The organism is Microbacterium sp. K2, assembly GCF_051365005.1.
Classification (GTDB): domain Bacteria; phylum Actinomycetota; class Actinomycetes; order Actinomycetales; family Microbacteriaceae; genus Microbacterium; species Microbacterium foliorum_B.
In genome coordinates, this window is sequence record NZ_JBLWII010000001.1 from 1,249,217 (window position 1) to 1,275,238 (window position 26,022).

The 26,022-nt window shown below is 69.1% G+C and carries 21 protein-coding genes; 12 read left to right on the top strand and 9 right to left on the bottom strand.

Features of this window, described 5'->3' with window-relative positions; genetic code table 11:
- Nucleotides 1-39: 39 nt before the first annotated feature.
- Nucleotides 40-786: an SDR family NAD(P)-dependent oxidoreductase gene (locus tag ACLKOY_RS06250; RefSeq protein WP_436452875.1), complete on the bottom strand. Its 747-nt coding sequence runs from the start codon at nucleotides 784-786 to the stop codon at nucleotides 40-42.
- A gap of 243 nt (nucleotides 787-1,029) precedes the next feature.
- Between ACLKOY_RS06250 and ACLKOY_RS06255 the strand changes: the two genes are divergently transcribed.
- The 3 genes from ACLKOY_RS06255 to ACLKOY_RS06265 are packed head-to-tail and all read left to right on the top strand — an operon-like array spanning nucleotide 1,030 to nucleotide 5,008.
- Nucleotides 1,030-2,487, top strand: coding sequence for an APC family permease (locus ACLKOY_RS06255; RefSeq protein WP_436452876.1), 1,458 nt, complete (start codon nucleotides 1,030-1,032; stop codon nucleotides 2,485-2,487).
- A 33-nt stretch (nucleotides 2,488-2,520) separates the two neighbouring features.
- Nucleotides 2,521-3,360 carry a molybdenum cofactor biosynthesis F family protein gene (locus ACLKOY_RS06260; protein WP_436452877.1) on the top strand — a complete coding sequence of 280 codons (840 nt, stop codon included), beginning with the start codon at nucleotides 2,521-2,523 and terminating at the stop codon, nucleotides 3,358-3,360.
- A gap of 1 nt (nucleotide 3,361) precedes the next feature.
- Nucleotides 3,362-5,008 (top strand): amidohydrolase, encoded by a 1,647-nt coding sequence (locus ACLKOY_RS06265; protein ID WP_436452878.1) that lies wholly within the window; start codon nucleotides 3,362-3,364, stop codon nucleotides 5,006-5,008.
- A 268-nt stretch (nucleotides 5,009-5,276) separates the two neighbouring features.
- Here ACLKOY_RS06265 and ACLKOY_RS06270 read toward each other — a convergent pair whose 3' ends face one another.
- The 3 genes from ACLKOY_RS06270 to ACLKOY_RS06280 form a co-directional block, all read right to left on the bottom strand.
- A complete protein-coding gene (locus tag ACLKOY_RS06270; protein WP_436452879.1) occupies nucleotides 5,277-6,740 on the bottom strand; it encodes a GMC family oxidoreductase in 1,464 nt (487 codons plus the stop codon).
- Nucleotides 6,737-8,182, bottom strand: coding sequence for an aldehyde dehydrogenase family protein (locus ACLKOY_RS06275; protein WP_436452880.1), 1,446 nt, complete (start codon nucleotides 8,180-8,182; stop codon nucleotides 6,737-6,739). Before ACLKOY_RS06275 ends, ACLKOY_RS06270 begins: the two co-directional genes overlap by 4 nt.
- Nucleotides 8,183-8,314: 132 nt before the next feature.
- A complete protein-coding gene (locus ACLKOY_RS06280; RefSeq protein WP_436452881.1) occupies nucleotides 8,315-8,752 on the bottom strand; it encodes an Lrp/AsnC family transcriptional regulator in 438 nt (145 codons plus the stop codon).
- Nucleotides 8,753-8,902: 150 nt separating this feature from the next.
- On the opposite strand from ACLKOY_RS06280, the gene pdhA reads away from it, so the two are divergent.
- The 4 genes from pdhA (at nucleotide 8,903) to ACLKOY_RS06300 (ending at nucleotide 13,857) form a co-directional block, all read left to right on the top strand.
- Entirely contained in the window at nucleotides 8,903-10,003 is a 1,101-nt protein-coding gene (pdhA, locus tag ACLKOY_RS06285) for a pyruvate dehydrogenase (acetyl-transferring) E1 component subunit alpha (protein WP_436452882.1), read from the top strand.
- Complete coding sequence (locus ACLKOY_RS06290; RefSeq protein ID WP_436452883.1) at nucleotides 10,000-11,028, top strand: alpha-ketoacid dehydrogenase subunit beta; 1,029 nt, start codon at nucleotides 10,000-10,002, stop codon at nucleotides 11,026-11,028. Before pdhA ends, ACLKOY_RS06290 begins: the two co-directional genes overlap by 4 nt.
- On the top strand, nucleotides 11,025-12,380 hold the full coding sequence (locus tag ACLKOY_RS06295) for a dihydrolipoamide acetyltransferase family protein (RefSeq protein WP_436452884.1): 1,356 nt from the start codon (nucleotides 11,025-11,027) through the stop codon (nucleotides 12,378-12,380). The genes ACLKOY_RS06290 and ACLKOY_RS06295 overlap by 4 nt, the downstream gene beginning before the upstream one ends.
- A gap of 157 nt (nucleotides 12,381-12,537) precedes the next feature.
- Nucleotides 12,538-13,857 carry an MFS transporter gene (locus tag ACLKOY_RS06300; protein WP_436452885.1) on the top strand — a complete coding sequence of 440 codons (1,320 nt, stop codon included), beginning with the start codon at nucleotides 12,538-12,540 and terminating at the stop codon, nucleotides 13,855-13,857.
- Between the two features lie 58 nt (nucleotides 13,858-13,915).
- On the opposite strand, the gene ACLKOY_RS06305 is transcribed toward ACLKOY_RS06300, so the two are convergent.
- The 4 genes from ACLKOY_RS06305 to dhaK all read right to left on the bottom strand — a co-directional run bounded on the left by ACLKOY_RS06305 (nucleotide 13,916) and on the right by dhaK (nucleotide 19,463).
- Complete coding sequence (locus tag ACLKOY_RS06305; protein WP_436452886.1) at nucleotides 13,916-15,205, bottom strand: hypothetical protein; 1,290 nt, start codon at nucleotides 15,203-15,205, stop codon at nucleotides 13,916-13,918.
- Between the two features lie 162 nt (nucleotides 15,206-15,367).
- On the bottom strand, nucleotides 15,368-17,830 hold the full coding sequence (ptsP, locus tag ACLKOY_RS06310) for a phosphoenolpyruvate--protein phosphotransferase (protein ID WP_436452887.1): 2,463 nt from the start codon (nucleotides 17,828-17,830) through the stop codon (nucleotides 15,368-15,370).
- Nucleotides 17,830-18,471 carry a dihydroxyacetone kinase subunit DhaL gene (dhaL, locus tag ACLKOY_RS06315; protein ID WP_436452888.1) on the bottom strand — a complete coding sequence of 214 codons (642 nt, stop codon included), beginning with the start codon at nucleotides 18,469-18,471 and terminating at the stop codon, nucleotides 17,830-17,832. Before dhaL ends, ptsP begins: the two co-directional genes overlap by 1 nt.
- Nucleotides 18,471-19,463 (bottom strand): dihydroxyacetone kinase subunit DhaK, encoded by a 993-nt coding sequence (dhaK, locus tag ACLKOY_RS06320; protein ID WP_436452890.1) that lies wholly within the window; start codon nucleotides 19,461-19,463, stop codon nucleotides 18,471-18,473. Before dhaK ends, dhaL begins: the two co-directional genes overlap by 1 nt.
- A 133-nt stretch (nucleotides 19,464-19,596) precedes the next feature.
- Here dhaK and ACLKOY_RS06325 point away from each other — a divergent pair, with 133 nt between their 5' ends.
- Nucleotides 19,597-20,391 carry an IclR family transcriptional regulator gene (locus tag ACLKOY_RS06325; RefSeq protein ID WP_436452891.1) on the top strand — a complete coding sequence of 265 codons (795 nt, stop codon included), beginning with the start codon at nucleotides 19,597-19,599 and terminating at the stop codon, nucleotides 20,389-20,391.
- On the opposite strand, the gene ACLKOY_RS06330 is transcribed toward ACLKOY_RS06325, so the two are convergent.
- Entirely contained in the window at nucleotides 20,388-21,008 is a 621-nt protein-coding gene (locus ACLKOY_RS06330; protein WP_436452892.1) for a TetR/AcrR family transcriptional regulator, read from the bottom strand. The genes ACLKOY_RS06325 and ACLKOY_RS06330 overlap by 4 nt on opposite strands.
- Nucleotides 21,009-21,119: 111 nt before the next feature.
- On the opposite strand from ACLKOY_RS06330, the gene ACLKOY_RS06335 reads away from it, so the two are divergent.
- Genes ACLKOY_RS06335 through paaZ form a run of 4 tightly spaced genes read left to right on the top strand, consistent with a single transcriptional unit; the run spans nucleotide 21,120 to nucleotide 26,018 of the window.
- Entirely contained in the window at nucleotides 21,120-22,307 is a 1,188-nt protein-coding gene (locus ACLKOY_RS06335; RefSeq protein WP_436452893.1) for a thiolase family protein, read from the top strand.
- Nucleotides 22,304-23,035, top strand: a complete 732-nt coding sequence (locus ACLKOY_RS06340) for an enoyl-CoA hydratase/isomerase family protein (protein ID WP_436452894.1) — start codon at nucleotides 22,304-22,306, stop codon at nucleotides 23,033-23,035. The genes ACLKOY_RS06335 and ACLKOY_RS06340 overlap by 4 nt, the downstream gene beginning before the upstream one ends.
- On the top strand, nucleotides 23,032-23,940 hold the full coding sequence (locus tag ACLKOY_RS06345; RefSeq protein WP_436452895.1) for a 3-hydroxyacyl-CoA dehydrogenase family protein: 909 nt from the start codon (nucleotides 23,032-23,034) through the stop codon (nucleotides 23,938-23,940). The genes ACLKOY_RS06340 and ACLKOY_RS06345 overlap by 4 nt, the downstream gene beginning before the upstream one ends.
- Complete coding sequence (gene paaZ / locus ACLKOY_RS06350) at nucleotides 23,922-26,018, top strand: phenylacetic acid degradation bifunctional protein PaaZ (RefSeq protein ID WP_436452896.1); 2,097 nt, start codon at nucleotides 23,922-23,924, stop codon at nucleotides 26,016-26,018. The genes ACLKOY_RS06345 and paaZ overlap by 19 nt, the downstream gene beginning before the upstream one ends.
- Nucleotides 26,019-26,022 lie beyond the last annotated feature (4 nt).

Here is a 26,022-nt window from a genome sequence, read left to right on the forward strand (position 1 = left end):
GCTCACGCGCTCGCGCGCCGTCCGGTCGCCCCGATGTCATCAGGCAGGGAATCCTGACCGGGCCGAGTACCCGAAGTCGCTGAGGATCGTCGTGCCGTTGATCGCTCTGCTGCGCGGAGAGACGAGATACAGCACATGCGAGGCGACATCCTCCGGCGTCTGCACCGCGAACGACGGATCGATGAACGCCTCGGCACCCAGGTCACCCCGGCTCATCGGGGTGTCGACGATCGACGGCGCCACCGAGTTCACCCTGATGCCCTCGCCCGCAAGGTCCACCGACAACGACCGCCCCAGCTGCACGAGGGCCGCCTTCGATGCGCAGTACGGAGCCATGCCCGGCGACGACACGAACGCGGAGTCGCTCGCCAGCAGCACGACGGATGCGGCCGCCGACGCGCGCAGTGCGGGAAGCGCCTGCGCGACGACCAGGAAAGCCCCCGTGACGTTGACCGCGAAGACCGCATTCCAGTCGAGAAGGGAGATCTCCTCGATCGACGACCCGACCGGGCCCGAGATCCCGGCGCAGCAGACGACCGCATCCAGCCCACCGAGCTCCTCGACGGAGGTCGAGACCGCATCCGCCACCTGTGCCTCGTCGGTGACATCCACCACGCGGACCAGGGCGTCACGGCATCCGCGTGCCGTCTCATCGAGCGCGGCAGCATCCCGGTCGAGCAGCGCCACCCGCACCCCTTCTGCGGCGAGCGCGAGGGCGGTCGCCCGCCCGATGCCGCTCGCTGCTCCGGTGATCAGCGCGGTGGTGCCGCTCAGCTGCAGGTCCATGATCTCCCTGAGACTCCGTCGCTGCGCCGGCGGCGCTCTGTGAGGACGGCGGTGTCATCACGGCCATCCTGCTCTGCCGTGCGCAAGCCGGGAACACGGCAAGGACGGCTGTGCGCGCTGGCACCATCGTCCTTCGCTCAGGGTCAACCGCCGGCCTCCCGGCGCGAGCAGACTCGCTCTATCGACGATCCCCCTCGTCGTCGATGCCGTTCGACACAGCAGTCACCGAGCAAAGGAACCGACGTGGCAGACCCGATATCTGCGTCCACGACGCAGGACGACCACACCTCTCTTCGACCCGGCGCGCTGGGCGTCGCCGGAATCGTCTTCCTCGTCCTCGCGGCTGTCGCGCCGCTGACCGGCATCGTGGTCGTCGCCTCCCTGGCGATCGCCCTCGGAAACGGTGGCGGCACACCGATGGCCTTCTTCCTGGTCGCCGCGATCCTGCTGCTCTTCGCCGTGGGCTATGCGCAGATGTCGAAACAGCTCGTGAATGCGGGAGGCTTCTACGCCTTCGTCGTGAAGGGACTCGGCCGCACGGGCGGTCTCGTCGCCGGCCTCATCGCCACACTCGGCTACAACTTCTTCGTGGTCGGCACCATCGGCACCAGTGGCTTCTTCATGCAGAACATCATCCGCGACCTCACGGGGCTCGACGTGCACTGGTTGATCTGGGGTCTGGTGTCGATCATCGTCTGCTTCGTGCTCGCTCGCGTCGGCGTGGACTTCTCGTCGAAGATCCTCGGCGTCTGCCTCGTGCTCGAGGTGCTGATGCTCGTGGTCTTCGACGTCTCGGTGCTCGTGCAGACCGGCTACGACGTGGCCGCGTTCAGCCCCGAAGCGGTGTTGTCGGGTTCACTGCCGATCGGCCTGCTCCTCGCCGCAACGGGCTTCCTCGGATTCGAGGCGACTGCCCTGTTCAGCGAGGAGGCGAAGCAGCCGCTGCGCACCATCCCTCGCGCGACGTACACCTCGATCATCGCGATCGGCGTGATCCTGGGCGTCACCACGTGGGCCGTCGTGAGCGCGACGGGCGTCGCGCAGGCACAGGCCACGGCTCTCGAGCACCTGCCGACGGGTGACCTCATCTTCACCCTCTCGCAGCAGTACCTCGGCGGTCCGCTGACCACGGTGATGATGATCCTGCTGCTCGTCAGCCTGTTCGCGGCGATGCTCGCGTTCCACAACTCCGCGACGCGCTACCTGTACTCTCTCGGTCGCTCGCGGATCCTTCCGCATGCTCTCGCCCGTACGCGCCGCAACGGCGCCCCGCAGCTCGCAGGGATCGTGCAGGCCTCTTTCGCAGCGATCGTGGCGATCATCTTCGCGATCGCCGGCGCCGATCCCATCCTCACCCTGGTGCCGGCCATGCTCGGCTTCGGCACCCTGAGCGTGCTGATCCTGCAGGGACTCGCAGCGATCTCGATCGTCGTGTACTTCCGTCGTTCCGGCGACCCGCGATGGTGGAGCACATTCATCGCTCCGGGCATCGGATTCCTCGGCATCGCAGCGATCTCGGTGCTCGCGATCGTGAACTTCAACATCGTCGCCGGATCCGAAGAGCTCGCCATCCGCCTCATGCCGCTGCTGCTGGTGGTGGCTCTCATCGGCGGCATCGTCTACGGCGCCTATCTCAAGCGCTCCAGGCCCGCCGTGTACGAGGGCCTCGCATCCGACCTCGAGCGATTCAGCGATCGCTGACGCTCCCTCATCCCCACCCCATCAAGGAGAGACATGACGACCCTGAACCCCGCCGACACCTCCACCTGGCTTCCGCTCGAGGGCCTGGCCCCCGGATTCGACGCGAACAAGGCCCCGCATACGACCGCGCTGAGCGGCCAGGAGATCACGGTCGTTGACGCCCGGGGAACCCGCATCTCGCACCGGTTCGCCGACACCACGGTCACGTGGGACTACCGCCCGGGCGCCGAGGACTCCACGGCGCCGGCATCCGACACCGACGACTACGAGGCCTTCGAGGTCGACGACGAGCTGTACTTCGTGCAGTTCCATCACAGCTACCTGCCGAACGAGGCCGTGTCGCTGGTCGTCGACCTCCGCCACGGGCGCGCCCTCGCCGTCATCTCGGTGATCCTGCCTGCGCCCGAGCAGGGACGCACCCGCGTGCAGCACATCTTCGCTCCGAGCACGATCGAGGGCGCGACCGTCACGGGCACCGAGCCCGCGCCGAGCACGACGCTCATCGGTCGCCGGGTCGAGTGGGTCTACAGCGAGGAGCACGCATACGAGCACGTCTACCTGTCGGAGCGCTGGTACTCGTGGCAGTGCCTCGCCGGGCCCGAACGAGGGCTCGCCGACACCGACGAGAACAGCGTCTGGGAGGTGCGCCCCGGCATCTACATCTTCGCGTGGCGCGAGAAGGTGATCCCGTGCGCGTCGGTCACGATCGCCGACCACCGCGACGTGAACGCCGTCCGCTCTCACGGCGTGCTGTTCGGACTCGACGAATCGGGCGAGGTGCCGACGCACTTCACCTTCGGCGCGCACGGCCGGCTGCTGTCGACCACGCATCACGGCTCGGGGCTCGAGCCGGCCTCGTTCGGAACTCTCTGACATGGTGGCGGCGGCGGACCTCATCGTCACAGGCTCGGTGATCCGCACGGCGGATAGTCGGAATCCGGTCGTCGAGGCGTTCGCCGTGCGCGACGGGCGGATCCTCGACGTCGGGACCAGACTCGCGATGCAGGCGCACCGCGGGCCGGACACGCGGATGCTGGATGTCGACGACGCCGCGGTCTACCCCGGTTTCGTCGACGTGCACAACCACCACGCCATGGCCGGCCGCACGGAGCTGTTCGAGCTCTCGCTGCCACCGTCGCTCGCCCTCGACGACATCCTCGACCTCGTGCGTGACAAGGCGCAGACGTTGCCGACGGACGCGTGGATCATAGGTGGCTCGGTGTCGACCACGCTGCTGCCCACCCTCGCGAACACCGCGACCAGACAGCGTCTCGACGAGGCGGCCGGTGGCCGACCGGTCGTGTTGGTCGAGGACTCGAGGCACAACAGGTGGGCGAGCACCCGGGCACTGCAGCTCGCCGGCATCACTGCCGACGGCATCCCCTCCGGAGGCGTCACTCTGCTCGATCCCGACGACGGGACGCCGACCGGGGTGCTGCTCGAGGCAGCGGGAATCCCCGTGCAGGAGGCGTACGACCGCAGCGGTGGACTGACGGAGGAGCAGCACATCGCCGCGTCACGCCGCGGCGTCGAGATCCTCAATTCCTTCGGCATCACGACCTTCCAGGATGCCGGGGTGTCGACCGACATCCTCGCCGCGCTCGCGGCACTCGACCGGTCGCACGAGCTCAGCGCCTGGGTCGTCTCGTCGTTGCTGATCAACGACGAGATCTTCGGGTTCGATCCGATCGGCGCGGCGCTCATCGATCTGGGCGAGCAGTTCAGAACCCCGCACCATCGGCCGGACTTCGTGAAGATCTTCCTCGACGGGGTGCCACCAGCGCGGACGGCGTCGTTCCTCGAGCCCTACGTGGCGGATGCCGTGCACGGCGCCCACTTCCACGGCGAGACGACGATGGACTTCGACGAACTGCACACGTGGCTGCGGTCTGTCGCCGAACGCGGACTCGGCGCCAAGGTGCACTGCACGGGCGACGGATCGGCGCGTCTCGTGCTCGACGTCGCCGAACGCATCCGCGCCGACGGCTTCACCACCCCGATTCAGATCGCGCACGGCCAGTTCCTCGCCGACGACGACATCCCCCGATTGCGAGCCCTCGACGTGTCGGCCGACATCTCACCGTTCATCTGGTTCCCCGGCGTGATCCCTCAGGCACTGGCCGACGTGCTCGGCGACCGTGCCGAGCATTCGCAGCCCAACCGCGCCCTGCTCGATGCGGGAGCGCTCGTCGCCGGCGGTTCGGACTGGCCGGTGAGCGAGTCCCCGAACACTCTCGAGGGGCTGCAGGGTCTCGTGACGCGCGCGGACCCGCTCGGACGCGCATCCGGCGTCCTCTGGCCCGAGCAGGCGATCACCGCCGAGGAGGCGCTCGAGGTGTTCACGATCAACGCCGCGACCGCGATGGGGCTCGGATCGGAGACAGGATCCCTGACGCCGGGCAAGTCCGCGGACTTCGTCGTGCTCGCGCGGGATGCGATCGCCGGCCCTGCCGACGAGATCGTGCACACCCCCGTGCGTTCGACGTGGTTCGCCGGGCGAGAGGTCTACACCGCGGGCTGATCAGGTCGCGTGCCGCGCGCATCCTGCTGCCGGCCGTCCTGCGCCCGGCTCTCACGTGCGCGGCCCTCGCGTGCCCGGCTCTCGCGTGCGTGGCCAAAAACGCACCACTCAGGAGCGATTCGGATGCGTTATCGACCCCGCACGCGGGATGAGATGCATTATTGACCCCGCACGCGGGATGAGATGCGTTATCGACCCCGCACGCGGGGACGAGACGCCGAAGCCCCCTCCCGAACTCGCAGGAGGGGGCTTCGAGCGTGCACAGCCGTCAGCGTCCGAGCAGGAACCTGGCCCCCAGCTCGCCGATCATCGCCGCGGGCGCATTGGTGTTGCCCGTCGGAACGGTCGGGATCACCGACGCGTCGATCACACTCAGCCCCTCGAGGCCGCGGACGCGCAGCAGCGGATCGACGACCGCGTCGGCATCCGACCCCATCCGGCAGGTGCCCACCTGGTGGTGGTAGGTGATGGCGGTGCGGCGCACCCAGTCCTCGATCCCGTCGTCCGGCACATCCGGTCCTGGATACACCTCGGTCGCTCCCCACTCGTCGGCGAGCGCCGGCTGCCCGCCGATCCGACGGCACTGACGCACGGATGCCGCGAGCGACGCGACATCCCTCTCGTCCGCGAGTGCAGCGAGGTCGATCAGAGGCGGGTCGTCGAGATCGGGGCCCGACAGCGTCAGTGTGCCCCGGCTGTATGGCGTCACCAGCCCGGCCATCAGCGTGAATCCGTCGTCTCCTCGGGGCTCGAGGTCGCCCCACATCGGCACCGAGAAGTGGATCGGCTGCGTGTCGGGCTCTGGGAGGCCGTCACGACTGCGCCAGAAGAGGTGCGACTGCGTGACCGAGACGCCGGACTGCGGCGGCCCCACCGGTCGCTCCGTCGTGAAGATGACGGGAGAGAGCAGGTGATCGTGGAGGTTCTTACCCACGCCGGGCGCATCGACCACGACCGGTATGCCGACGGCCGCGAGCTCGTCGGCAGGGCCGATGCCGGAGCGCAGCAGGATCACGGGCGATCCGATCGCACCGGCCGAGAGCACGACCTCGTCGGCGAAGACGTCCTCGGAGTCGGCGCCGGATCCGAGCCGGACGCCGACGGCGCGACCTTCCTCCACGATCACCGAGTGCACCTCGCGTCCGGTGAGGATCGTGAGCCTGTCGGCGATCGGCTGCGCATAGGCCATCCACGTGTTCACCCGGCGTCCGTCGCGGATGGTCACCTGCTGCTGCGAGACGCCATCGAGGGTGCCGCCGTTGTAGTTCGGATTGCGGGGCAGCCCCTCCTCGACCACCGCGTCGATGATCGACGCCTGGATGGGCGAGAGCTCGTAGTCGTCGGTGACGGGCAGCACGTCGTGCTCGAGCGCGGCGAAGACGGGCTCGACGGTTCTCCAGCCCCAGCCGGTCGCACCGCCGCGCTCCCACGCGTCGTAGTCGGAGGCGGCGCCGCGCACCCAGATCATCGCGTTGAGCGCGTGCGACCCTCCGGTGACCTTTCCGCGCGGCAGATGCAGTCGGCGACCCCCGGCGTGCTCCTGCGGCACGGTGAAGAAGTCCCAGTCGTCGGCGGAGTGCCAGAGCTCCCCCGCCCGCGACGGGTCGTGGATCGCGGGGTTCGAGTCGTATCCCCCGGCCTCGATGAGCGTGACCTCGACGCCTGCATCGACCAGCCGTCGCGCGACGATCGCCCCCGAGGTACCCGCGCCGACGACGATCGCGGTCTTCACGCGTGCGCCTTGCGTCCGGGGCCCGACACGACCTGCGTCACGGCGACGGACTTGAGACCCTCGACGCCGAACTCCAGGCCGTAGCCCGAGCTCTTGACACCGCCGAACGGCACCATCGGATGCAGCCCGCCGTGAGAGTTGATCCACACCGTGCCCGACTCCATGCGCGTCGCCGCCTCGCGGGCGACCTCGGGGTCGCTCGACCAGACCGATGCACCGAGACCGACATCGACCGCGTTGGCCAGGGCGAACGCCTCGTCGACGTCGCTGTATCTGATCACCGGGAGTGCCGGTCCGAACTGTTCCTCCTGCACGAGCGCCGCGTCGTTGTCGATGTCGGCGACGATCGTGGGCCGATAGAACAGCTCGCCGAGTTCGGGCGCCGCCTCGCCGCCTGTGACGACACGAGCGCCGCGGCCTCGCGCCTCCTCGACCAGCCGTGACACGATGTCGAACTGGGCGCGATTCTGCAGCGGACCGAGCACGTTGTCCTCATCGAGTCCGTTGCCCATCGGCACGGAGGCCGCGATCTCGGCGAGCGCGTCGACGACCTCGTCGTAGACCGAGTCGTGCACGTAGAGGCGCTTCATGGCCGCGCACGTCTGGCCGGTGTTGATGAACGCGCCCCAGAAGAGGTCCTGCGCGATCGCCGACACGTCGGTGCCCGGCAGCACGATGCCGGCATCGTTGCCGCCGAGTTCGAGGGTGAGGCGGGCGAGGTTGCCGGCCGAGCTCTCGATGATGCGGCGCCCGGTGGCCGTCGACCCGGTGAACATGATCTTGTCGATGTCGGGGTGCGAAGCGAGACGAGCGCCGACCCCTCGGTCGCCCGAGACGCCGATCAGCACGTCGGCCGGCAGCACGTCGTTCATCACGGCCAGCATCGCGAGCACGCTCAGCGGCGTGTACTCGCTGGGCTTCGCGACGACGGTGTTGCCCATTCGCAGCGACGGACCGATCTGCCAGATGGTGATCATGAGCGGCCAGTTCCACGGACCGATCGCGCCCACGACCCCGGCTGCCTTGTAGACGAGCTCGGCGTGCAGGGTCTCATCGTCGACGAGCACCTGCGACTCGATCGGGATCGCCGCGTTGGTGCGCAGCCACGCCGAGCACGCACCCAGCTCGAAGCGCGCGTTGGGGCCGTTCAGCGGCTTGCCCTGTTCGCGCGAGAGCAGGTGCGCGAGCGCCTCCGCGTTCGCGTCGATCGCGTCGGCGGCCGCGATCAGCAGCTCGCTGCGCTTCGCGTGGCCGAGCGACTCCCAGCCGGGCTGCGCTGCGCGTGCCCGCGCGATCGCATCGTCGAGGTCGGCGACCGAATGCTCGGGCGCACGGCCGATCACGTCACGTGTGGCGGCATCCGGGATGTCTCGTCCAGCGCCCTCCGGTGCCTGGATGCGGTCGAGCAGCGCGGCGGCTGCGGATGCGGCGGATTCGGACATCGGAACTCTCCTTCGAGCGGGACACGTGCCAAGGAACTGGCGGTCGTCTCATTGTCGAACGCCGTTGCGCGACCCACTTGTCGAGGAGCGCGCCGCAGATGTCCGAGTGCGAAGGGATGACCTCGGCGCGGCTCAGATCAGCGCGAAGTCCTCGAAGATGAGAGTCGTCCGGGTTGAGCGGATCGAGGGGATCGCCTGGATGTCCTCCAGCACGATGCGACGGAGGTCGCGAGCGTCGCTCGCTCGGACGAGCAGGATGACGTCGAAGTCTCCGCCGACGAGTGCCATGTGCTCGATCTCGGGGATCGTCCGCAGCCGTGCGCTGACCTCCTGCCAGGTCGCCTGCTCGATCGCGAGGGTGACGTAGGCGCTCGCGTGATGACCGAGCAGCACGGGGTCGGTGCGCACGGTGTATCCGGTGATGATGCCCGAATCCGTGAGGCGCTTGATCCGCGCGTGCGCGCCCGCCCTCGAGACGTGCACGGCCTCAGCGATCGACGTCATGGACGCGCGCGCATCGGCTCGCAGCTCCGCGAGGATCGCCTGGTCGGTCTCGTCGAGCGTGATCATGGAACCCCTTCGTCCGTGCCTGAATTCTGACATTTCGCTGCGCTGGATGGCAACCGGACAGCAATCGTCCACGATGTGCCGATTGTTCTTGGACGGCTGCCCGCGGCGGCGCATGCTGTCTTCATCAGGTTCGGCAAGGAGGGCGAACGGATGGAACACGCAGATCTGCTCCCGCGCGGCGCGGCGGTCCAGCTCATCAGCCCGGGCGGCAGGGTCATTGACGACGAGCACTATGTGCTGCCGGACTCCGATGCCCTGCTCGCCGCCTACCGCGGTCTCGTCGAGGGGCGCCGCATCAACGATCAGGCCAGCGCTCTCGTCCGGCAGGGTCGCCTCGCGGTCTACCCATCGTCGCACGGCCAGGAAGCCTGTCAGATCGGAGCCGCACTCGCTCTCGCCGATGGCGACTGGCTCTTCCCGACATACCGCGACTCGGTGGCGGTGATCGCACGAGGCGTCGCACCGGCCGAGGCGATGGTGCTGCTCAAGGGCGACTGGCACTCGGGCTACGACGTCCGAGCGCACCACGTCGCGCCCCAGGCCACTCCCCTGGCGACGCAGCTGCTGCACGCCGTCGGCTTCGCATACGCCGCAAAGCGACGAGGAGAGGACACGGTGGTCGTCGCCCTGTGCGGAGACGGTGCCACCAGCGAGGGCGACTTCCACGAGGCCATGAACTTCGCCGCCGTCTTCCACGTGCCCGTCGTCTTCTTCGTGCAGAACAACGAGTTCGCGATCTCGGTGCCACTGAGTCGTCAGACCGCGGCGCCCTCCCTCGCCCACAAGGCGATCGGCTACGGGATGCCGGGGCAGCGTGTCGACGGCAACGACGTCGCCGCCGTGCTGGCGGTGCTCGGCGAAGCGGTCGATCGGGCGCGCACAGGCGGCGGACCCACGCTCGTCGAGGCGCACACGTACCGGATGCAGGCGCACACGAACGCCGACGACGACACCCGCTATCGCGAGCGAGCCGAGGTGCAGGCGTGGGTCGCCCGTGATCCGCTGGCGCGTCTGCGAACCCATCTCACGAGCACGGCCGCACTCACGGAAGAGCTCGAGGCCGAGTACGCCGCCGGGGCCGAGCAGACGGCCGCGGCCATGCGCAAGGCCCTCAACACGGATGCCGACATCGACCCCGAGGACCTCTTCCGCTTCGTCACCGAGTCCCGCTCGCCGCAGCGCGAAGAGCAGTGGCAGATGCTGAGCGGCGAGATCGAGCGGACCCACGAACCAGCCGGAGGTGCACGATGACCATCGCCCACGACGACGCCCGCGTCGACATGCGCACCTCGGCCGTATCGACCATGAGCATGGCCGCCGCTCTGAATCTCGCCCTCGCGGATGCGATCGAGAACGACCCTGAGGTCGTGGTGTTCGGCGAAGACGTCGGCGCGCTCGGAGGTGTGTTCCGGATCACCGACGGACTCACGGCGCGGTTCGGCGAGGACCGATGCTTCGACACTCCGCTCGCCGAGTCCGGCATCGTCGGCACAGCCGTGGGCATGGCGATGAACGGCATGCGCCCCGTCGTCGAGCTGCAGTTCGACGCCTTCGCGCTGCCGGCGTTCGAGCAGATCGTCAGTCACGTCGCGAAGCTCGGCAACCGCACACGGGGAGGGGTGCGGATGCCACTCGTGATCCGCATCCCGTTCGGCGGCGGCATCGGCGGCGTCGAGCACCACTGCGACTCGTCCGAGGCGTACTACGCGCACACCCCCGGGCTCACGGTCGTGAGTCCGTCGACGCCGCAGGACGCGTACTCGATGCTCCGCGCGGCGATCGCCTCGCCCGACCCGGTGATCTTCCTCGAGCCCAAGAAGCTGTACTGGACCAAGGGCGAGGTCGACACCTCGGTGATCACCGAGATCGGCACCGCCCGGATCGCGCGCGAGGGCACCGACGTCACTCTGATCGCCTACGGCGCCTCCGTGCCGCTCGCCCTCGAGACGGCCGACGTCGCGGCGTCGGAGGGGCGCAGCGTGCAGGTCATCGACATCCGCTCGCTGTCTCCGTTCGACGACGAGACGGTGACCGCCGCCGTGCGTGCGACGGGACGCGCGGTCGTGATCGCCGAGGCCCCCGGTTTCGCCAGTGTGGCATCCGAGATCCAGGCGCGGGTGTTCGAGCGCTGCTTCGAATACCTGGAGGCCCCCGTGCGCCGGGTCACCGGATTCGACACCCCGTACGCGCCGCCCAAGCTCGAGCACTGGTACCTGCCCGATGTCGACCGCGTCCTCGACGCGATCGACACGCTGCACTGGGAGGACGAGTCATGACCGCCCTGACCGGCCGCGTGTTCCGCCTCCCCGATCTCGGCGAGGGACTGACCGAAGCAGGACTCGTGCAGTGGCTCGTCTCCGTCGGCGACACCATCGTCGTCGATCAGGCGATCGCCGAGGTCGAGACGGCCAAGAGCATCGTCGAGCTGCCCTCGCCGTTCGCGGGAGTCGTCATCGCTCTGCACGGAGCGCCCGGCGAGACGATCGACGTCGGCGCGCCGGTGCTCGAGGTCGCCGATGCGGCGAGCTACGCACCCACGTCGGAGGCGGACGGATCGAACAGGTCGGATGCCGCAGAGCACGAGGCCTACCGAGAAGAGGAGCGAGCGGGGTCGGGCAACGTCCTGATCGGCTACGGCACCTCGGAGAGAGCGACGATCGGCCGTCGCCGTCCGAGGATCGCGGTCTCGTCGGCGCCGGTCTCGGCGGTGTCGGTCTCTCCGGCTGAGACCGCGCCGCGACGACCTGTGGCCGTGCGCTCACCTCTCGTCCGAAGGCTGGCGCGAGATCTGGGGCTCGACGTGCACGACATCACCCCGACCGGACACGACGGCTCGATCACCCGCGCCGACGTTCTGGCCGCGGCCGTGGACGATGCGGTTGACGGCGCCGCGGCGCAGCATCGCAGCACGAGCGGGCACGACCTCGACGGCCTCGCCGTGGTCTCGCGCGAACGACTGTCGGCTCTGCGTCGAGCCGTGAGCGCGAAGCTCAGCCGCAGTCGCTCTGAGATCCCGGAGGCGACCGTATGGGTCGACGTCGATGCGACCGAGCTGTGGGCGCTGCGCGACGGCATGGCTCCGGATGGCGGCAAGCCCCCCTCGCTCACCGCGCTGATCGCGCGCTTCGTGCTGCTCGCCCTCGAGGATCACCCCGTGCTCGCCTCGCGACTGAGCGAAGACGCATCGGAGCTGATCATGTTCTCAGGGGTCAATCTCGGCGTCGCCGCCGACACCGACCGCGGACTCATGGTCCCCGTGATCCCCCGTGCGCACGACCTCACGGTCGAGCAGCTCGACGCGGCGCTGCGTGAACTGACGACCGCCGCGCGCGCCGGGTCCATGCCGCCGGAGCGCCTGCGCGGATCGACGTTCACCCTGAACAACTACGGCGGGCTCGGCGTCGACGGCTCGGCCGCCATCATCAATCACCCCGACGTCGCGATCCTCGGAATCGGTCGCATCATCGAGCGTCCCTGGGTGGTCGACGGTCAGATCGTGCCCCGCCGCATCGCGCAGCTGTCACTCGTGTTCGATCACCGGGTCTGCGACGGCGGCTACGCCGCGAGTTTCCTGCGCCGTGTGACGGAGCTCATCGAGCATCCGCTGCGTGCGTTCGGGCGGGTGTGAGGGCCGCTCGCTTCGGAATCCCGTCGCTCCATCGGACGCAGTGCTTGGGCCACGCGACTGCGTGCGCTACTCTCGACAATTACTGACCGATCATTCGGTAAGTGATTCAGGGTGACACTGCGTCGCTCTTCCCCCACCGCAGAACAATGGAGTTCGCATGACGTCAACAGTCTCCGCACGCACCTCGAGGACGAGAATGCCCAACGAGGAACGCCGGGTCCTCGCCGGAACGCTCGTCGGCACCTCGATCGAGTGGTACGACTTCTTCATCTACGCGCAGGCCGCCGGTCTCGTGCTCGCCCCGCTCTTCCTGGCTCCGATCGCCCAGGAGAATCCGGGATTCGCACAGATCCTGTCCTTCGCCACCATCGGCATCTCCTTCCTCTTCCGCCCCCTCGGGGCGATCATCGCCGGACACCTCGGCGACAAGCTGGGCCGCAAGAAGATGCTGGTCTTCACGCTCGTCATGATGGGCCTCTCCACAGCGCTGATCGGTGTGCTTCCGACGTACGCGGCGATCGGCGTCGCCGCTCCGATCCTGCTCATCGTGCTCCGCATCCTGCAGGGGTTCTCCGCCGGCGGCGAATGGGGCGGGGCGGCACTGATGGCCGTCGAGCACGCCCCGACGGGCCGGCGAGGACTTTTCGGCGCCTTCCCGCAGATCGGCGTTCCGATCGGCATGATCCTGGCGACAGCGACGCTCTGGGTACTGACGAGCTCGATGTCGCCCGAGGCGTTCCTCGAGTGGGGATGGCGCATCCCGTTCCTGATGTCGATCGTGCTGATCGCCGTCGGCTACGTGATCAGGCGCGCGGTCGACGAGAGCCCCGTCTTCGAGGATCTCCGCCGTCGCCGGCAGGAGGCCTCCGCACCGCTGGGTCGCCTGTTCCGCAAGAACACCAAACAGGTCGTGCTCACCGCGCTCATCTTCATCGGAAACAACGCCGCCGGCTACCTGCTCATCGCGTTCTTCGCCACCTACGCCGTCACCGCACTCGGCATGGAGCGTCCTCCTGTGCTGCTGGCGACGACCCTCGCATCCTTCGGGTGGCTCATCTTCACGCTCTGGGGCGGTCACCTGTCCGATCGGCTCGGGCGGGTCCGCACCTTCCAGATCGGCTACATCGCACTCGCGCTCTGGGCGGTTCCGATGTGGTTCCTGATCGATACGGCGAACATCTTCTGGTACTTCGTGGCCCTGTTCGTGATGACGTTCGCACTCGGGCTCTCCTACGGTCCGCAGGCCGCCCTCTACGCCGAGATGTTCCCCGCCAACGTCCGGTACTCGGGCGTCTCGATTGGGTATGCGCTCGGCGCCATCCTCGGCGGAGCCTTCGCACCGATGATCGCCGAGACGCTGCTGAATCAGTTCCAGGCGGCCTGGACGATCGGCATCTACATCGCCGTCGCGGCAGTGATCTCGCTCATCGCAGTGTCGATGGTGAAAGAGACGAAGGGCGTCGACCTGCGGGCCTGACGGACCCGTCTGCGGTGCAATCAGAGGGCCGGTCGGTCACACGACCGGCCCTTTGCGATCAGCCGAAGACGAGACCCGTGCGGGCGGTGGCGTCCTCGACCGTGATGCCGACGATCTTCGAACCCTCTTCGACGACGTCGCGGTCGGCCTGGAAACGGAAGACCTGACCGTCGCGCGTCGTGACGGCGTAGTAGTCATCGCCGGCCGCCACGACATCGACGACGGTGCCCCCGGGGTAGGCGGCCATCGCATCCGCCACTGGAGCGCCGAGGCGGATGTCTCCCCGGTGCGGCAGCGCCGCTCCGTCGTCGACCGACTCATCGAGGCTGCGATCGCTGCCGACGGTGATCGACGACACCGCGTCACCGGCATCGACGGGCTGCACCAGGATGGACCCCGCGCCCCCGGGCGCGACGAGCCTCCACGGTCCGCCGTCGTACTCCGGCTCCATGACCTGCGCGTCCTCGCCCGCCTTGGAGAGAGCGGCGTCGACCGAGTCGCCGAGGCGGAGCGGACCCACCCCGCCGACACCGATCTGCCACTCGCTCCACACGGCTCCGGGGTCTCCCGACGGATCGGTCTCGGCGACAGGCGGGTTCTCGGTGAGCTCGTCGATCAGTTCCGACCTCGCCTCACCGGCGCGGGTCTGCAGCAGCAGGGCGGCGGCTTCGGCGTCGAAGTCGCGGTCACCGCTGAAGGGCTGCCAGAGCTGCACGATCACGTTGCCGGTCGACGCGAATGCGTCGAAAGACCGCCAGTCGAGCCCCGCATCGACCAACGACCCCGCGAAGGCTCGGACGTCCTCGGAGGGTTCGGGAATCACGGCATCGAAAGTGACGGTTCCCTCTTTGGCGAACTCGGCGCACTGCTCGGCAGCCTGGAGCAGCTGATCCATTCGCCCCTCGGCCTGCGCCTCGTCAGCGAACTGCATGATCGTCATCCGACCGAACCCGTTGGCAGGATCCGTCGGCACCTGCCATTCGACCGTTCTCGCCCCCACGCTGCCGAGCGACTGCTCGGCGTAGAGGGCATCGCAGATCGGCGGATCCGCAGGGAGACTTCCGCCATCCGACACCTGCTCGAGCACCGGCGAAGGATCACCGACGTCGGTGGCCTCCGGCACGATCCGCACGATCTCCTCAGGGGTGAGCGCGAACGGGTCGAGTTCGTCTCCGACGAACACGATCGGTCCGGCGTAGGGCTCTGGGGATGCGGTCGACGGAGACGGCGAGGGCGAGGGCGACGACGAGGCCTGAGGAGTCGGGGCGCAGGCGCTCAGGGCGACCAGCGCGCCTATCCCGATCGATGCGAGCATCATTCGCGCTCGACACGTGGTGAAGACAGTCATGTGCATCCTCCGACTCGTCATGCGCCGCTGCGGGCGCCCCCTCCCCGGAGCCTAAGGCGCTGCGGCACCCTCGACCAGGGGCGCGCGCATGTCGAGATCAGAACGAGAGGAAGAGCATGCCGAAGATCGCATATATCCGCCTGATCAGACGACGTGAACCCTTCAGTCCCCGCTGAGCACGGCAGAAGCAGCGGCGCGGGCATCGGCCGCCGTCGCGGCTCGCAGCACCGCCTCCGCGGCCGCATCGCACTGCTCGACCGTGACAGCTGCCAGCGCCGCCGCGACGCGACCCAGCGCACGGGGCGTCATCGACAGCGACGTGACCCCGAGGCCCACGAGCACTGCAGCGAGAGTCGGATCGGCAGCGGCCTCTCCGCATACGCCCACCGGCAGGTTCCACCGGCGCCCCGCCGCACCTGCCTGGCCGATCAGGCGCAGGACGGCCGGCTGCCACGGATCGTTCAGATCGCCCAGCTCCCCCAGCAGGCGATCCGCCGCGAGCGTGTACTGAGCGAGATCGTTGGTCCCGATGCTGACGAAGTCGACGACCTCGAGCATCTCGGAGGCGAGGAGTGCGGCGGAGGGCGTCTCGACCATCACTCCCACTTTCTCGAGTCCGGCAGCCCGCGCACGGTCTGCGAAGTCTCGCGCCTCGTCGACGGTCGCCACCATGGGAGCCATCACCTCGACGAGCGCCGACTCCGCGTCCGCCGCGAGCGCGAGTGCCCGCAGCTGATCGTCGAGCAGCCCGGGTGAACGCCGCGCGATCCGCAGACCGCGGACTCCGAGAGCCGGATTCTCCTCGGCATCCGCATTGGCGAACGGCAGTGGCTTGTCGCTGCCCGCATCGAGCGTGCGCACGACGACCCGCCGGCCGGGGAACGCCGCGAGGACGCCTCTGTAGGCCTCGACCTGCTCGTCCACCGACGGTGCGTCGACGCGGTCGAGGAAGCAGAACTCGGTGCGGAAGAGACCCACTCCTTCGGCCTTCGACGCAGCAGCAGTCACCGCTTCGGCCGCACCGCCGACGTTGGCGAGCAGTGCGATCGGGCGCCCATCCGCGAGCACGCCCTCTCCGTCGAACGGCACGACGATCGCCGCAGCCTTCGCCTCGGCGATCCGGGTACTGCTCGGGTCGACCTCGACCGTGCCCCGCTCTCCGTCGACGAGCACGTGGGCACCCGGTGCGATGCCCGTCGCCCCGGCCGCTCCGACCACCGCGGGGATGCCGAGCGAGCGGGCGATGATCGCGGTATGAGACGTGGGCCCACCCTGCTCGGTCACGAGCGCGACGCAGTTGCCGCCCTCCAGGGCGGCAGTGTCGGCGGGCGCGAGATCGACGGCCACGAGTACGAAAGGCTCATCGCGTTCAGGAACACCCGGCATCTCGACGTCGAGGATCTCGGCGATGATCCGGTCTCGGACGTCGCGGATGTCGGCGGCGCGCTCGGCCATCCGGCCGCCCATAGCCCGGAGCCCTTTCTCGTGCGCGACGGCCGCCTCCCACACGGCGCGCGCGGCGGTGCGTCCCTTCGATCGAACGAGCACCGTCGCATCGGCGACGAGTTCGGGGTCGGAGGCGAGCAGGCGTGAGGCATCGAGGATCGCCCGCGCCTCTCCGGTCGCGTTCGACGTGCGGCGGCGCAGCTGGTCAGCCACCGCCACGGCTGCCCACTCGATCGCCGACACCTCGCTCTCGCGCTCACTGGCATCGACCGTCATGCGGGGGTCGGGCTCGTCGAGCGGTGCAGCCAGCAGCACGGCCTGCGCCGCGACCCGCCCTGCGCTCACACCTCGCCCGCTCAGCACCGTTCCGGACTCCACGAGCGCTGCCGTCGTCGGCGAATCCGTCGATCGCGTCTGCACGATCTCTTCCGGGGGCGATGCGGCGTCGGTTCCTTCGCCGAAACCATCGTCGAACAGCGCGACGAGTCGATCGAGGGCGGCCTCGGCATCCGCCCCGGTCGCGGAGAGCTGCACCTCGTCGCCCTGCCTGGCCCCGAGCATGAGCAGCCGTGACAGGCTGGCGGCCGCGGCCTCGGGTCCGTCCGGCAGCCGTGTGAGTCGCACATCCGTTCCTGCGGAGCCCTCGGCGATCAGTGCGGCCGGACGAGCATGGATGCCGAGCGGGTTGCGCACGGTGACCACGCGCGTCGCCTCGTCGCTCCGCGCGAGTGCCGGCGCGGCGGCGGAGGCGGGTTCGTCCGGCCCGCCGAGCTGGCCGCTCTTCGCGCTCAGAGCAGCGGACGCCTCCTCCGCCACGACCTCGAGCGATCCGCCGGCCGCCGCAGAGACGACTGCGGCGAGCAGCCCTTCCACGAACGGCGCGGGCGTGAGGCGAACGGGGACGTCGCTCATCCGCAGTTCGAGCGCGAGCTCAGCGCTCAGCACCGCCGACCCCAGGTCCATCAGCACGAGCACACCATCGCAGTCGGCCGACAAGTCGTCGATGGCCGCCGCGACGGCCAGGGCATCGGTCCCCAGGATGGCAGCGCCGTCGGCATCCGTTCCCGCACCCGCCGCCACCAGGACCCGCACTCCCCCACCCCGCACCATCTGCAGGGCAAGCTCGAGGGCCGCCTCCCCGAGTCGAGCGCTGTGGGAGACGGCGACGATGCCGATCATCAGGACGATTCCGCGGTGGCCTGGGCGAGCGCCTCGAACAGCAGCGTCGTCGATGCCGCACCCGGATCCAGGTGTCCGGCACTGCGCTCACCGAGGTAGCTCGCGCGCCCCTTGCGCGCCACGAGGGGCTCCGTGGCGTCGCGCCCGGCAGCCGCAGCCGCAGCCGCCGACGTCGCCGCCGCTGCGAGATCCGCCCCGCCCGCGATCGCCGCGTCGAGCGCATCCACCGCCGGCGCCATCGCATCGAACATGGTCTTGTCGCCGGCTTCGGCCTTGCCCCGAGCGACGATCCCGTCGAGGCCCGCTCGCAGCGAGGCTGCGAGACCGGTGGCGTCCAGCTCGATCACAGGCCCGGCCGCCATGCCCATCCGCAGGAACAGCGTCCCGTAGAGCGGTCCGCTGGCACCTCCGACCGAGCTCACGAGAGTCATGCCGACCGCCTTGAGCAGTTCGTCGACCGTCTCGGGAACACCGGCGTCGAGCTTCGCCACGACTGCATCCATGCCACGGGCCATGTTCGCGCCGTGGTCCGCGTCGCCGATCGCCGAGTCGAGCTCTGTCAGCCAATCGCGCTTCTCCGCGATCACGTCACGGAACCGTCGGATCCAATCGGTGAGCGCCGCAGTGTCGATCGCCGCCATCATGCTCCCCACCGCAGGCCGGGCGTGTTCACCGGGGCATCCCACAGCCGCAGCAGCTCGTCGTCGGCCTTCAGCACGGTGAGAGAGCAACCGGCCATGTCGAGTGAGGTGATGTAGTCGCCGACCAGGTTGCGGGCGATCTGCACCCCCGCCTTCTCGAGCAGCGACACGACCTCGCCGTACATCAGGTACAGCTCGATCAAGGGCGATCCACCCATGCCGTTGAGCATCACGATCGCTGGTCCGGCAGCATCCAGGTCGGCGAGGATCGGCTCCACGAGCTGACGGGCGATCTCGGATGCCGGCGCCAGCGGCTCCCGATGCCGACCGGGTTCGCCGTGGATGCCGATGCCGATCTCCATCTGGTCATCGGGCAGATCGAACGTGGGCTTGCCGGCGGCCGGCACCGTGCAGCTCGTGAGCGCCATCCCCATCGAGCGGCCCTGACTGTTGATGCGCTTCGCGAGCTCGACGACCGCGGCCAGATCCTGCCCCTCTTCAGCCGCCGCACCGACGAGCTTCTCGAGCAGCACGGTCAGCCCGACGCCACGACGCCCGGCCGTGTAGAGAGAGTCCTGCACGGCGACGTCGTCGTCGACGATCACGGTGCCGACCTCGATGCCCTCCATCGACGCGAGCTCTGCGGCCATCTCGAAGTTCAGCACGTCACCGGTGTAGTTCTTGACGATGTGCAGCACGCCGGCGCCGCGGTCCACCGCCTTGGTCGCCGCCTGCACGCGGTCGGGAGTCGGTGAGGTGAACACCTCACCCGCGACGGCGGCGTCCAGCATGCCCACCCCCACATATCCGCCGTGCAGCGGCTCGTGTCCTGACCCGCCACCGGAGACGACTGCGACCTTGCCATGCGCCTTCGGCGTCGCGCGGGTGATCACGTGCGTCTCCAGGTCGACCGACAGCTCGGGATGCGCGAGGGCGACGCCTCGCAGCGACTCGACCAGCACATCGGCGGGGTTGTTGATGAGCTTCTTCATCGTTCGATCTCCCTTGATCTCTGCGGTGGCGATCTTTCGCAATATTGGAAAGTTATTCGTCAATGTCGAATATGCTCGGGCGCAGTCGAGTTGTCAAGATCGACTCGGACACTCGACATGACTACCCGGCTCGATGACGAACCGGGAGGGAGGACGCACCGTGATCCAGGCCATCGATCGCGCAGCCAAAGTGCTCGAGCTGCTGCAGGGCGCGCGCCACCTCGGCATCACTGACCTCTCTCTCGCGCTGAGCCTTCCGCCGTCGACCGTGCACGGCATCGTCAAGTCGCTTCGGGAACACGGGCTGGTCGCGAAAGAACGTGGTGGACAGCGCTACATGCTCGGCCCCACACTGCTGAAGCTGAGCAACGTGTACCTCGACACGCTCGACGTCAGGGCTCGGGCGATGCGGTGGACACAGGAGCTCGCTCGGCGGACGAACCTGCCCGTGCGGCTCGGCGCTCCGCACTTCCACGAGGTGCTCGTGATCCACCACGATCTGCGGCCCGACGACAGCCAGCAGATGCTCGAGACCGGCGTCGCCATTCCCGCGCACGCTTCGGCGATGGGAAAAGTCCTGCTCGCATACGACCTCGGTTTTCAGCGCACGGTCTTCGAGCGGCCGCTGCCCAGCCTCACCGGCGACACGATCACCGACATCGCGAGGCTGATGCTCGAGCTCCCCGCGATCGCCGAGCGCGGCAGCGCGCCGGAGACCGACGAGGCCGTGCTCGGAGAATCGTCGGTCGCCGCACCGGTCGCCGACGCCTCGAACGACATCGTCGCCGCCGTCGCGGTCGTGATGCCGACATCGCAGGCCCCCGCCTCCGACGCCGTGCTCAACGCGCTCCGAGAGACAGCACGCAACATCTCACGGGAGCTCGGAGCGACCAGCTGGCCACCCCGGGTGGCTCCGGCGGACGACTAGTCGGCCGACCGCGACTGCAGTCCGTCCAGGCTCACTCGCAGGATGTCCTCGCCGAGCTCATCGGGGTCGACGGGCCCGCCAGGGCGATACCACTCGACGACCGAGTTGATCATGCCGAAGATGAGCCTGGTCGCGACCGCCGCGTCGACATCGTCACGGATCAGCCCCTCGGCCTGCGCCTCGGCGACGATCGCCGTCACCCGCTGGTCGAACGCGCGCCGGCGCACGAGCGCAGAGGTCTCGACTTCGCCGTTGCCGCGCACACGCAGCAGCAGCGTGACCGAGGGCAGTTTCTCGGTCAGCACCCGCACCGCTCCGCGGATGATCGAGCGCAGGCGATCGGAGGCGAGCGGATGCCGCGCCGTCGCGTCGTCCACGACGGCCTCGAGAGCGTCGAGGGCGTCGTCGAGCGCGAGCTCGAGGATCGCGGACTTGGATTCGAAGTGGTGGTAGAGCGCCGACTTGGTCAGCCCCAGCGTGGCGCTCAGGTCGGCGACGCTGGTCGCGTCATAGCCCTGCTCGTTGAACACCTTGACGGCGACCGCGAGCACCTGCTCACGGTCATAACCTGGCCGGCCGCGCTTGGGGGCCGGCGCGTCGAATCCGAGCTGCACCATGGCCCAAGTCTGTCAGTCCCGATGAGTTGCCATCCGCCCGAGGATCTGAGATCGTATTCCTGACCGATCGGTCTGAAATTATCGCCAGCGTTGGCGATCGAGAGGATGACGATGTCCGAGGCCTATCTTGTCGACGGGGTCCGCACCCCCGTCGGGCGCTACGGAGGCGCACTCGCCGGCATCCGCCCCGATGATCTGGCAGCCCTCGTGGTGGGCGAGACCGTCACCCGATCGAGGATCCCCGCCCAGGCGATCGACGAGGTCATCCTCGGTGCGGCCAACCAGGCCGGCGAGGACAACCGCAACGTGGCCCGCATGGCCGTGCTGCTCGCGGGTCTCCCCGACTCGATCCCCGGATTGACCGTCAACCGCCTCTGCGCCTCGGGGATGTCGGCCATCGCACTCGCCGCGAACGCTGTGCGCGCAGGCGACGCCGACCTCATCGTCGCCGGCGGCGTCGAATCCATGACCCGAGCGCCCTGGGTGCAGGCCAAGCCCGAGAGGGCGTGGGCCAAGCCCGGTGCGGCGTTCGACACCTCGATCGGCTGGCGATTCACGAACCCCCGCCTGGCCGCACGCGACAAAGCCACCTATTCGATGCCCGAGACCGCGGAGGAGGTCGCTCGCGTCGACGGGATCAGCCGCGTGGATGCCGACGCCTTCGCGCTGCAGAGCCATCAGCGGGCCGTCGCCGCGGTCGATGCGGGGCGGTTCGCCGAAGAGATCGTCGGGGTCGAGACGGGCCGCGGAATCGTCGACACCGACGAGGGACCACGGCGAGACACCACCCTCGAGGCACTCGCGAAGCTGCGCGCCGTGGTCGCCGGCGGCGAGGTCGTCACGGCCGGCAACTCCAGCTCGCTGAACGACGGAGCCTCGGCGATCGTCGTGGCGAGCGCCGAGGCCGTCGAGCGGCACGGGCTGCGTCCGCGCGCACGGATCGTCGCGTCAGCGACGGCCGCACTCGCTCCCGAGATCATGGGCCTCGGCCCTGTGCCCGCCACACAGAAGGCGCTCATCAAGGCGGGCCTGCAGGTCGGCGACCTCGGCGCGGTCGAGCTCAACGAGGCCTTCGCCTCGCAGTCCCTCGCCTGCATCCGCCGGCTGGGGCTCGACCCGTCGATCGTCAACGCCGACGGCGGAGCGATCGCCCTCGGGCATCCGCTCGGTTCGAGCGGATCCCGCCTGATCGTGACCCTGCTGGGCCGACTCGAGCGAGAGGACGCTCGCTACGGCCTGGCCACGATGTGCGTCGGCGTCGGGCAGGGAACAGCCATGATCGTGGAGCGGCTCGCATGACGCTGCGCATCGAGCAGCAGGACGACCGGGTGGTCGCCACGCTCGACCGCCCCGAGAAGCGCAACGCGATCGACCAGGAGATGATCGACGCGCTGCACAGCCTGTGCGCGATGCTCGAAGAGACCCCGCGCACCCTGATCCTCACCGGCTCGTCGGGGGTTTTCGCGGCCGGTGCTGACATCGCCCAGCTGCGCGACCGCACCGCAGATGACGCCAGACGTGGCATCAACGCGATGGCGTTCATCCGCGTCAACGGGCTGCCGATGCCGGTGATCGCGGCGATCGACGGCTTCGCGCTCGGGGGCGGAGCCGAGCTCGCCTACGCCGCCGACATCCGCATCGCCACACCGTCACTGCGTATCGGCAACCCCGAGACCGGACTCGGCATCATCGCGGCGGCCGGCGCGACCTGGCGCCTGCCCCAGATCGTCGGCGACGCACGCGCGAGCGAGCTGCTGCTCACCGGTCGAGCGCTTGACGCCGACGAGGCTCTCCGGTGGGGGCTGATCTCGTCGGTGCATCCCGCCGACGAGCTGCTGCCGGCGGCGCACGCGATCGTCGACCGGATCGCCACGAACGACCCACTCGCGACGCAGCACACGAAGCGAGCCCTGCGCACCCCGAGGGCTCAGCATCCCGCGATCGAACTCGAGCTGCAGGCCGAACTGTTCGAGTCGCCGGAGAAGCACCGCCGTATGACGGCGTTCCTCGAGAGGAAGAACCGATGAGCGACTCCCGCCCTGTGTCGTCGAATGAACGGCGCGAGACGACAGGCCCGAACCCCGCACCCGCGACCGTCGGCGTGCTCGGCGGAGGGCGAATGGGCGCCGGCATCGCGCACGCCTTCCTGCTCGCAGGCTCCCGCGTCACGGTCGTCGAACGCGATGCGGCGAGCGCCGATGCCGCACTGCAGCGGATCCGCGAGAGCATCCGCCGGTCCGTCGAACGCGACCCCGGTCTGAAAGAGGTCGAGATCACTCGCCGCCTCACAACCGGCACCGATACCGCCGCCTTCGCCGCGGTCGGCCTCGCGATCGAGGCGGTGCCCGAGGACCGTGCACTCAAAGACGACGCTCTCGCCCGCGCCGAGGCGGTGATGCCCGAGCATGCGATTCTGGCGAGCAACACCTCGTCGATCTCGATCGACGACCTGGCGGCGGGTCGCCTGCGCCCCGAGCGATTCCTCGGTCTTCATTTCTTCAATCCCGTGCCCGCCTCGGCACTCGTCGAGATCGTGCGAGGCGCAGCGACCGACGCGACTGTCGTCGAGAGCGCGAGCGGATGGGTGCACGCCCTCGGCAAGACGCCGATCGTCGTCAGTGACTCCCCCGGGTTCGCGTCATCGCGGCTGGGGGTGATGCTCGGCCTGGAGGCGATCAGGATACTCGAGGAGGGTGTCGCATCGGCTGCGGACATCGACGCCGCGATGACGCTCGGATACCGGCATCCGATGGGTCCGCTGCGCACCACCGACGTGGTCGGGCTCGACGTCAGACTCGGCATCGCGGACGAGTTGGAACGCACGCTCGGCGAGCGGTTCGCTCCGCCGGATCTGCTGCGACGGATGGTCGCCGAGGGAAAGCTGGGCCGCAAGAGCGGCGAAGGGTTCTACGCATGGAACGAGGAGAGATGACCGACTATCTGCCGAGCTACGTCCAGGGCGAGTGGTGGACACCCTCGTCTCCGGCGCGATCCACCGAAGTACGTGACGCGTCCACGGGCGATGTGGTCGCCGTCGTCTCCACCGACGGCCTCGATCTCGCCGGCGCGCTGGAGCACGCGCGCACCGTGGGCCAGAAGAGCCTCGGCGCGCTCACCTTCCACCAGCGTGCGGTGCTGCTCAAGCAGTTCGCTCTCGCCCTCACCGAGCGCAAGGACGAGCTGTACGCCCTGTCGTCGCGCACCGGTGCGACGAAGAACGACTCATGGGTCGACATCGACGGCGGCATCGGGGTGCTGTTCTCGTACTCGGGCAAGGGGCGGCGCGAGCTGCCCAACAGCCGCGTGCACGTCGACGGCCCGGTCGAGCCGCTCTCGAAGGACGGGTCGTTCCTCGGCCGCCACGTCTACACGACGCTGCCCGGCGTCGCCGTGCAGATCAACGCGTTCAACTTCCCGGTGTGGGGCTCGCTCGAGAAGTTCGCTCCGGCGTTCCTCGCCGGCATGCCCACTCTCGTGAAGCCCGCGACTCCCACCGGCTACCTGGCCGAGGCGATGGTGCGCACCCTCGTCGAATCGGGCCTGCTCCCCGCAGGCTCACTGCAGCTGGTGAGCGGCAGCGTGCCCGACCTCTTCGAGAACCTGCGGCTCGGTGACATCGTCGGCTTCACCGGCAGCGCGTCCACTGCGGAGAGCCTCAAGGCCCACGCGTCCGTTCAGACCGGCGGCGTGCGGTTCACGGCCGAGACCGACTCGATCAACGCCTCCGTGCTCGGTACCGACGCCGTCGAGGGCACACCGGAGTTCGACGCCTACGTGCGGCAGCTCGTCACCGAGATGACGACAAAGGCCGGGCAGAAGTGCACGGCCATCCGCCGCGCGATCGTGCCGACCGGATCGGCGGATGCCGTGATCGCCGCTGTGCAGGCACGCATCACCGAGAAGACCGTGCTGGGCGACCCCCGCGCCGAGGGAGTGACCATGGGTCCCCTCGCCTCGACCGCGCAGCGTGACGAGGTGCTGCGGCAGGTGGGCAGGCTGCGAGAAGCCGGCGGACGGATCGTCGTCGGGACGACGGATGCCCCCGAGGTGCGACTCGTCGACGGCAGCGCGGGGCTCTCTCCCGACGGAGCGTTCGTCTCACCTCTGCTGCTGCGCTTCGACGACCCTCAGGCCGATGCGGCACATTCGGTCGAAGCATTCGGTCCGGTCTCGTCACTGCTCACCTACGACACGACCGCCGACGCCGCAGCGCTCGTCGCCCGAGGCGGCGGATCGCTCGTCACCAGCATCGCGACGCACGACCCGGTGCAGGCTGTGGAACTGGCCACACGCATCGCGCCCTTCAACGGCCGGATGCTGTTGCTCGACCGCGACGATGCGCGCTCATCGACCGGCCATGGCTCACCGCTGCCCAACCTCGTACACGGCGGCCCCGGGCGAGCGGGCGGTGGCGAAGAGCTGGGCGGCATCCGCGCGGTGCTGCACCACATGCAGCGCACCGCGGTGCAGGGCTCGCCTGAGATGCTCACCGCACTGACCGGCGTATGGCACGCGGGAGCGGCCGCACACACCGATGGCCGGCATCCGTTCCGCAAGTCGCTCGAGGAGCTGCGCATCGGCGACCAGATCGTCTCGGCCTCGCGCGAGGTGACGCTCTCCGACATCGAGACCTTCGCGCACTTCACCGGCGATACCTTCTATGCCCACATGGATGAGACGGCCGCCGCGGCGAACCCGTTCTTCCCCGGACGAGTGGCGCACGGATATCTGCTCGTCTCGTGGGCGGCCGGCCTCTTCGTCGACCCCGAGCCCGGCCCGGTGCTCGCGAACTACGGACTCGAGAACCTGCGGTTCATCACCCCCGTCTCTCCCGGCGACACGATCCGCGTCGAGCTCACCGCCAAGCAGATCACCCCACGCGAGACCGACGAGTACGGCGAGGTGCGCTGGGATGCCGTGATCCGCAACCAGGCCGACGAGCTCGTCGCGACCTATGACGTGCTCACGCTGGTCAGCAAGCAGCCCACCCCCGAGGTCGTGGCCGCATGAGGGC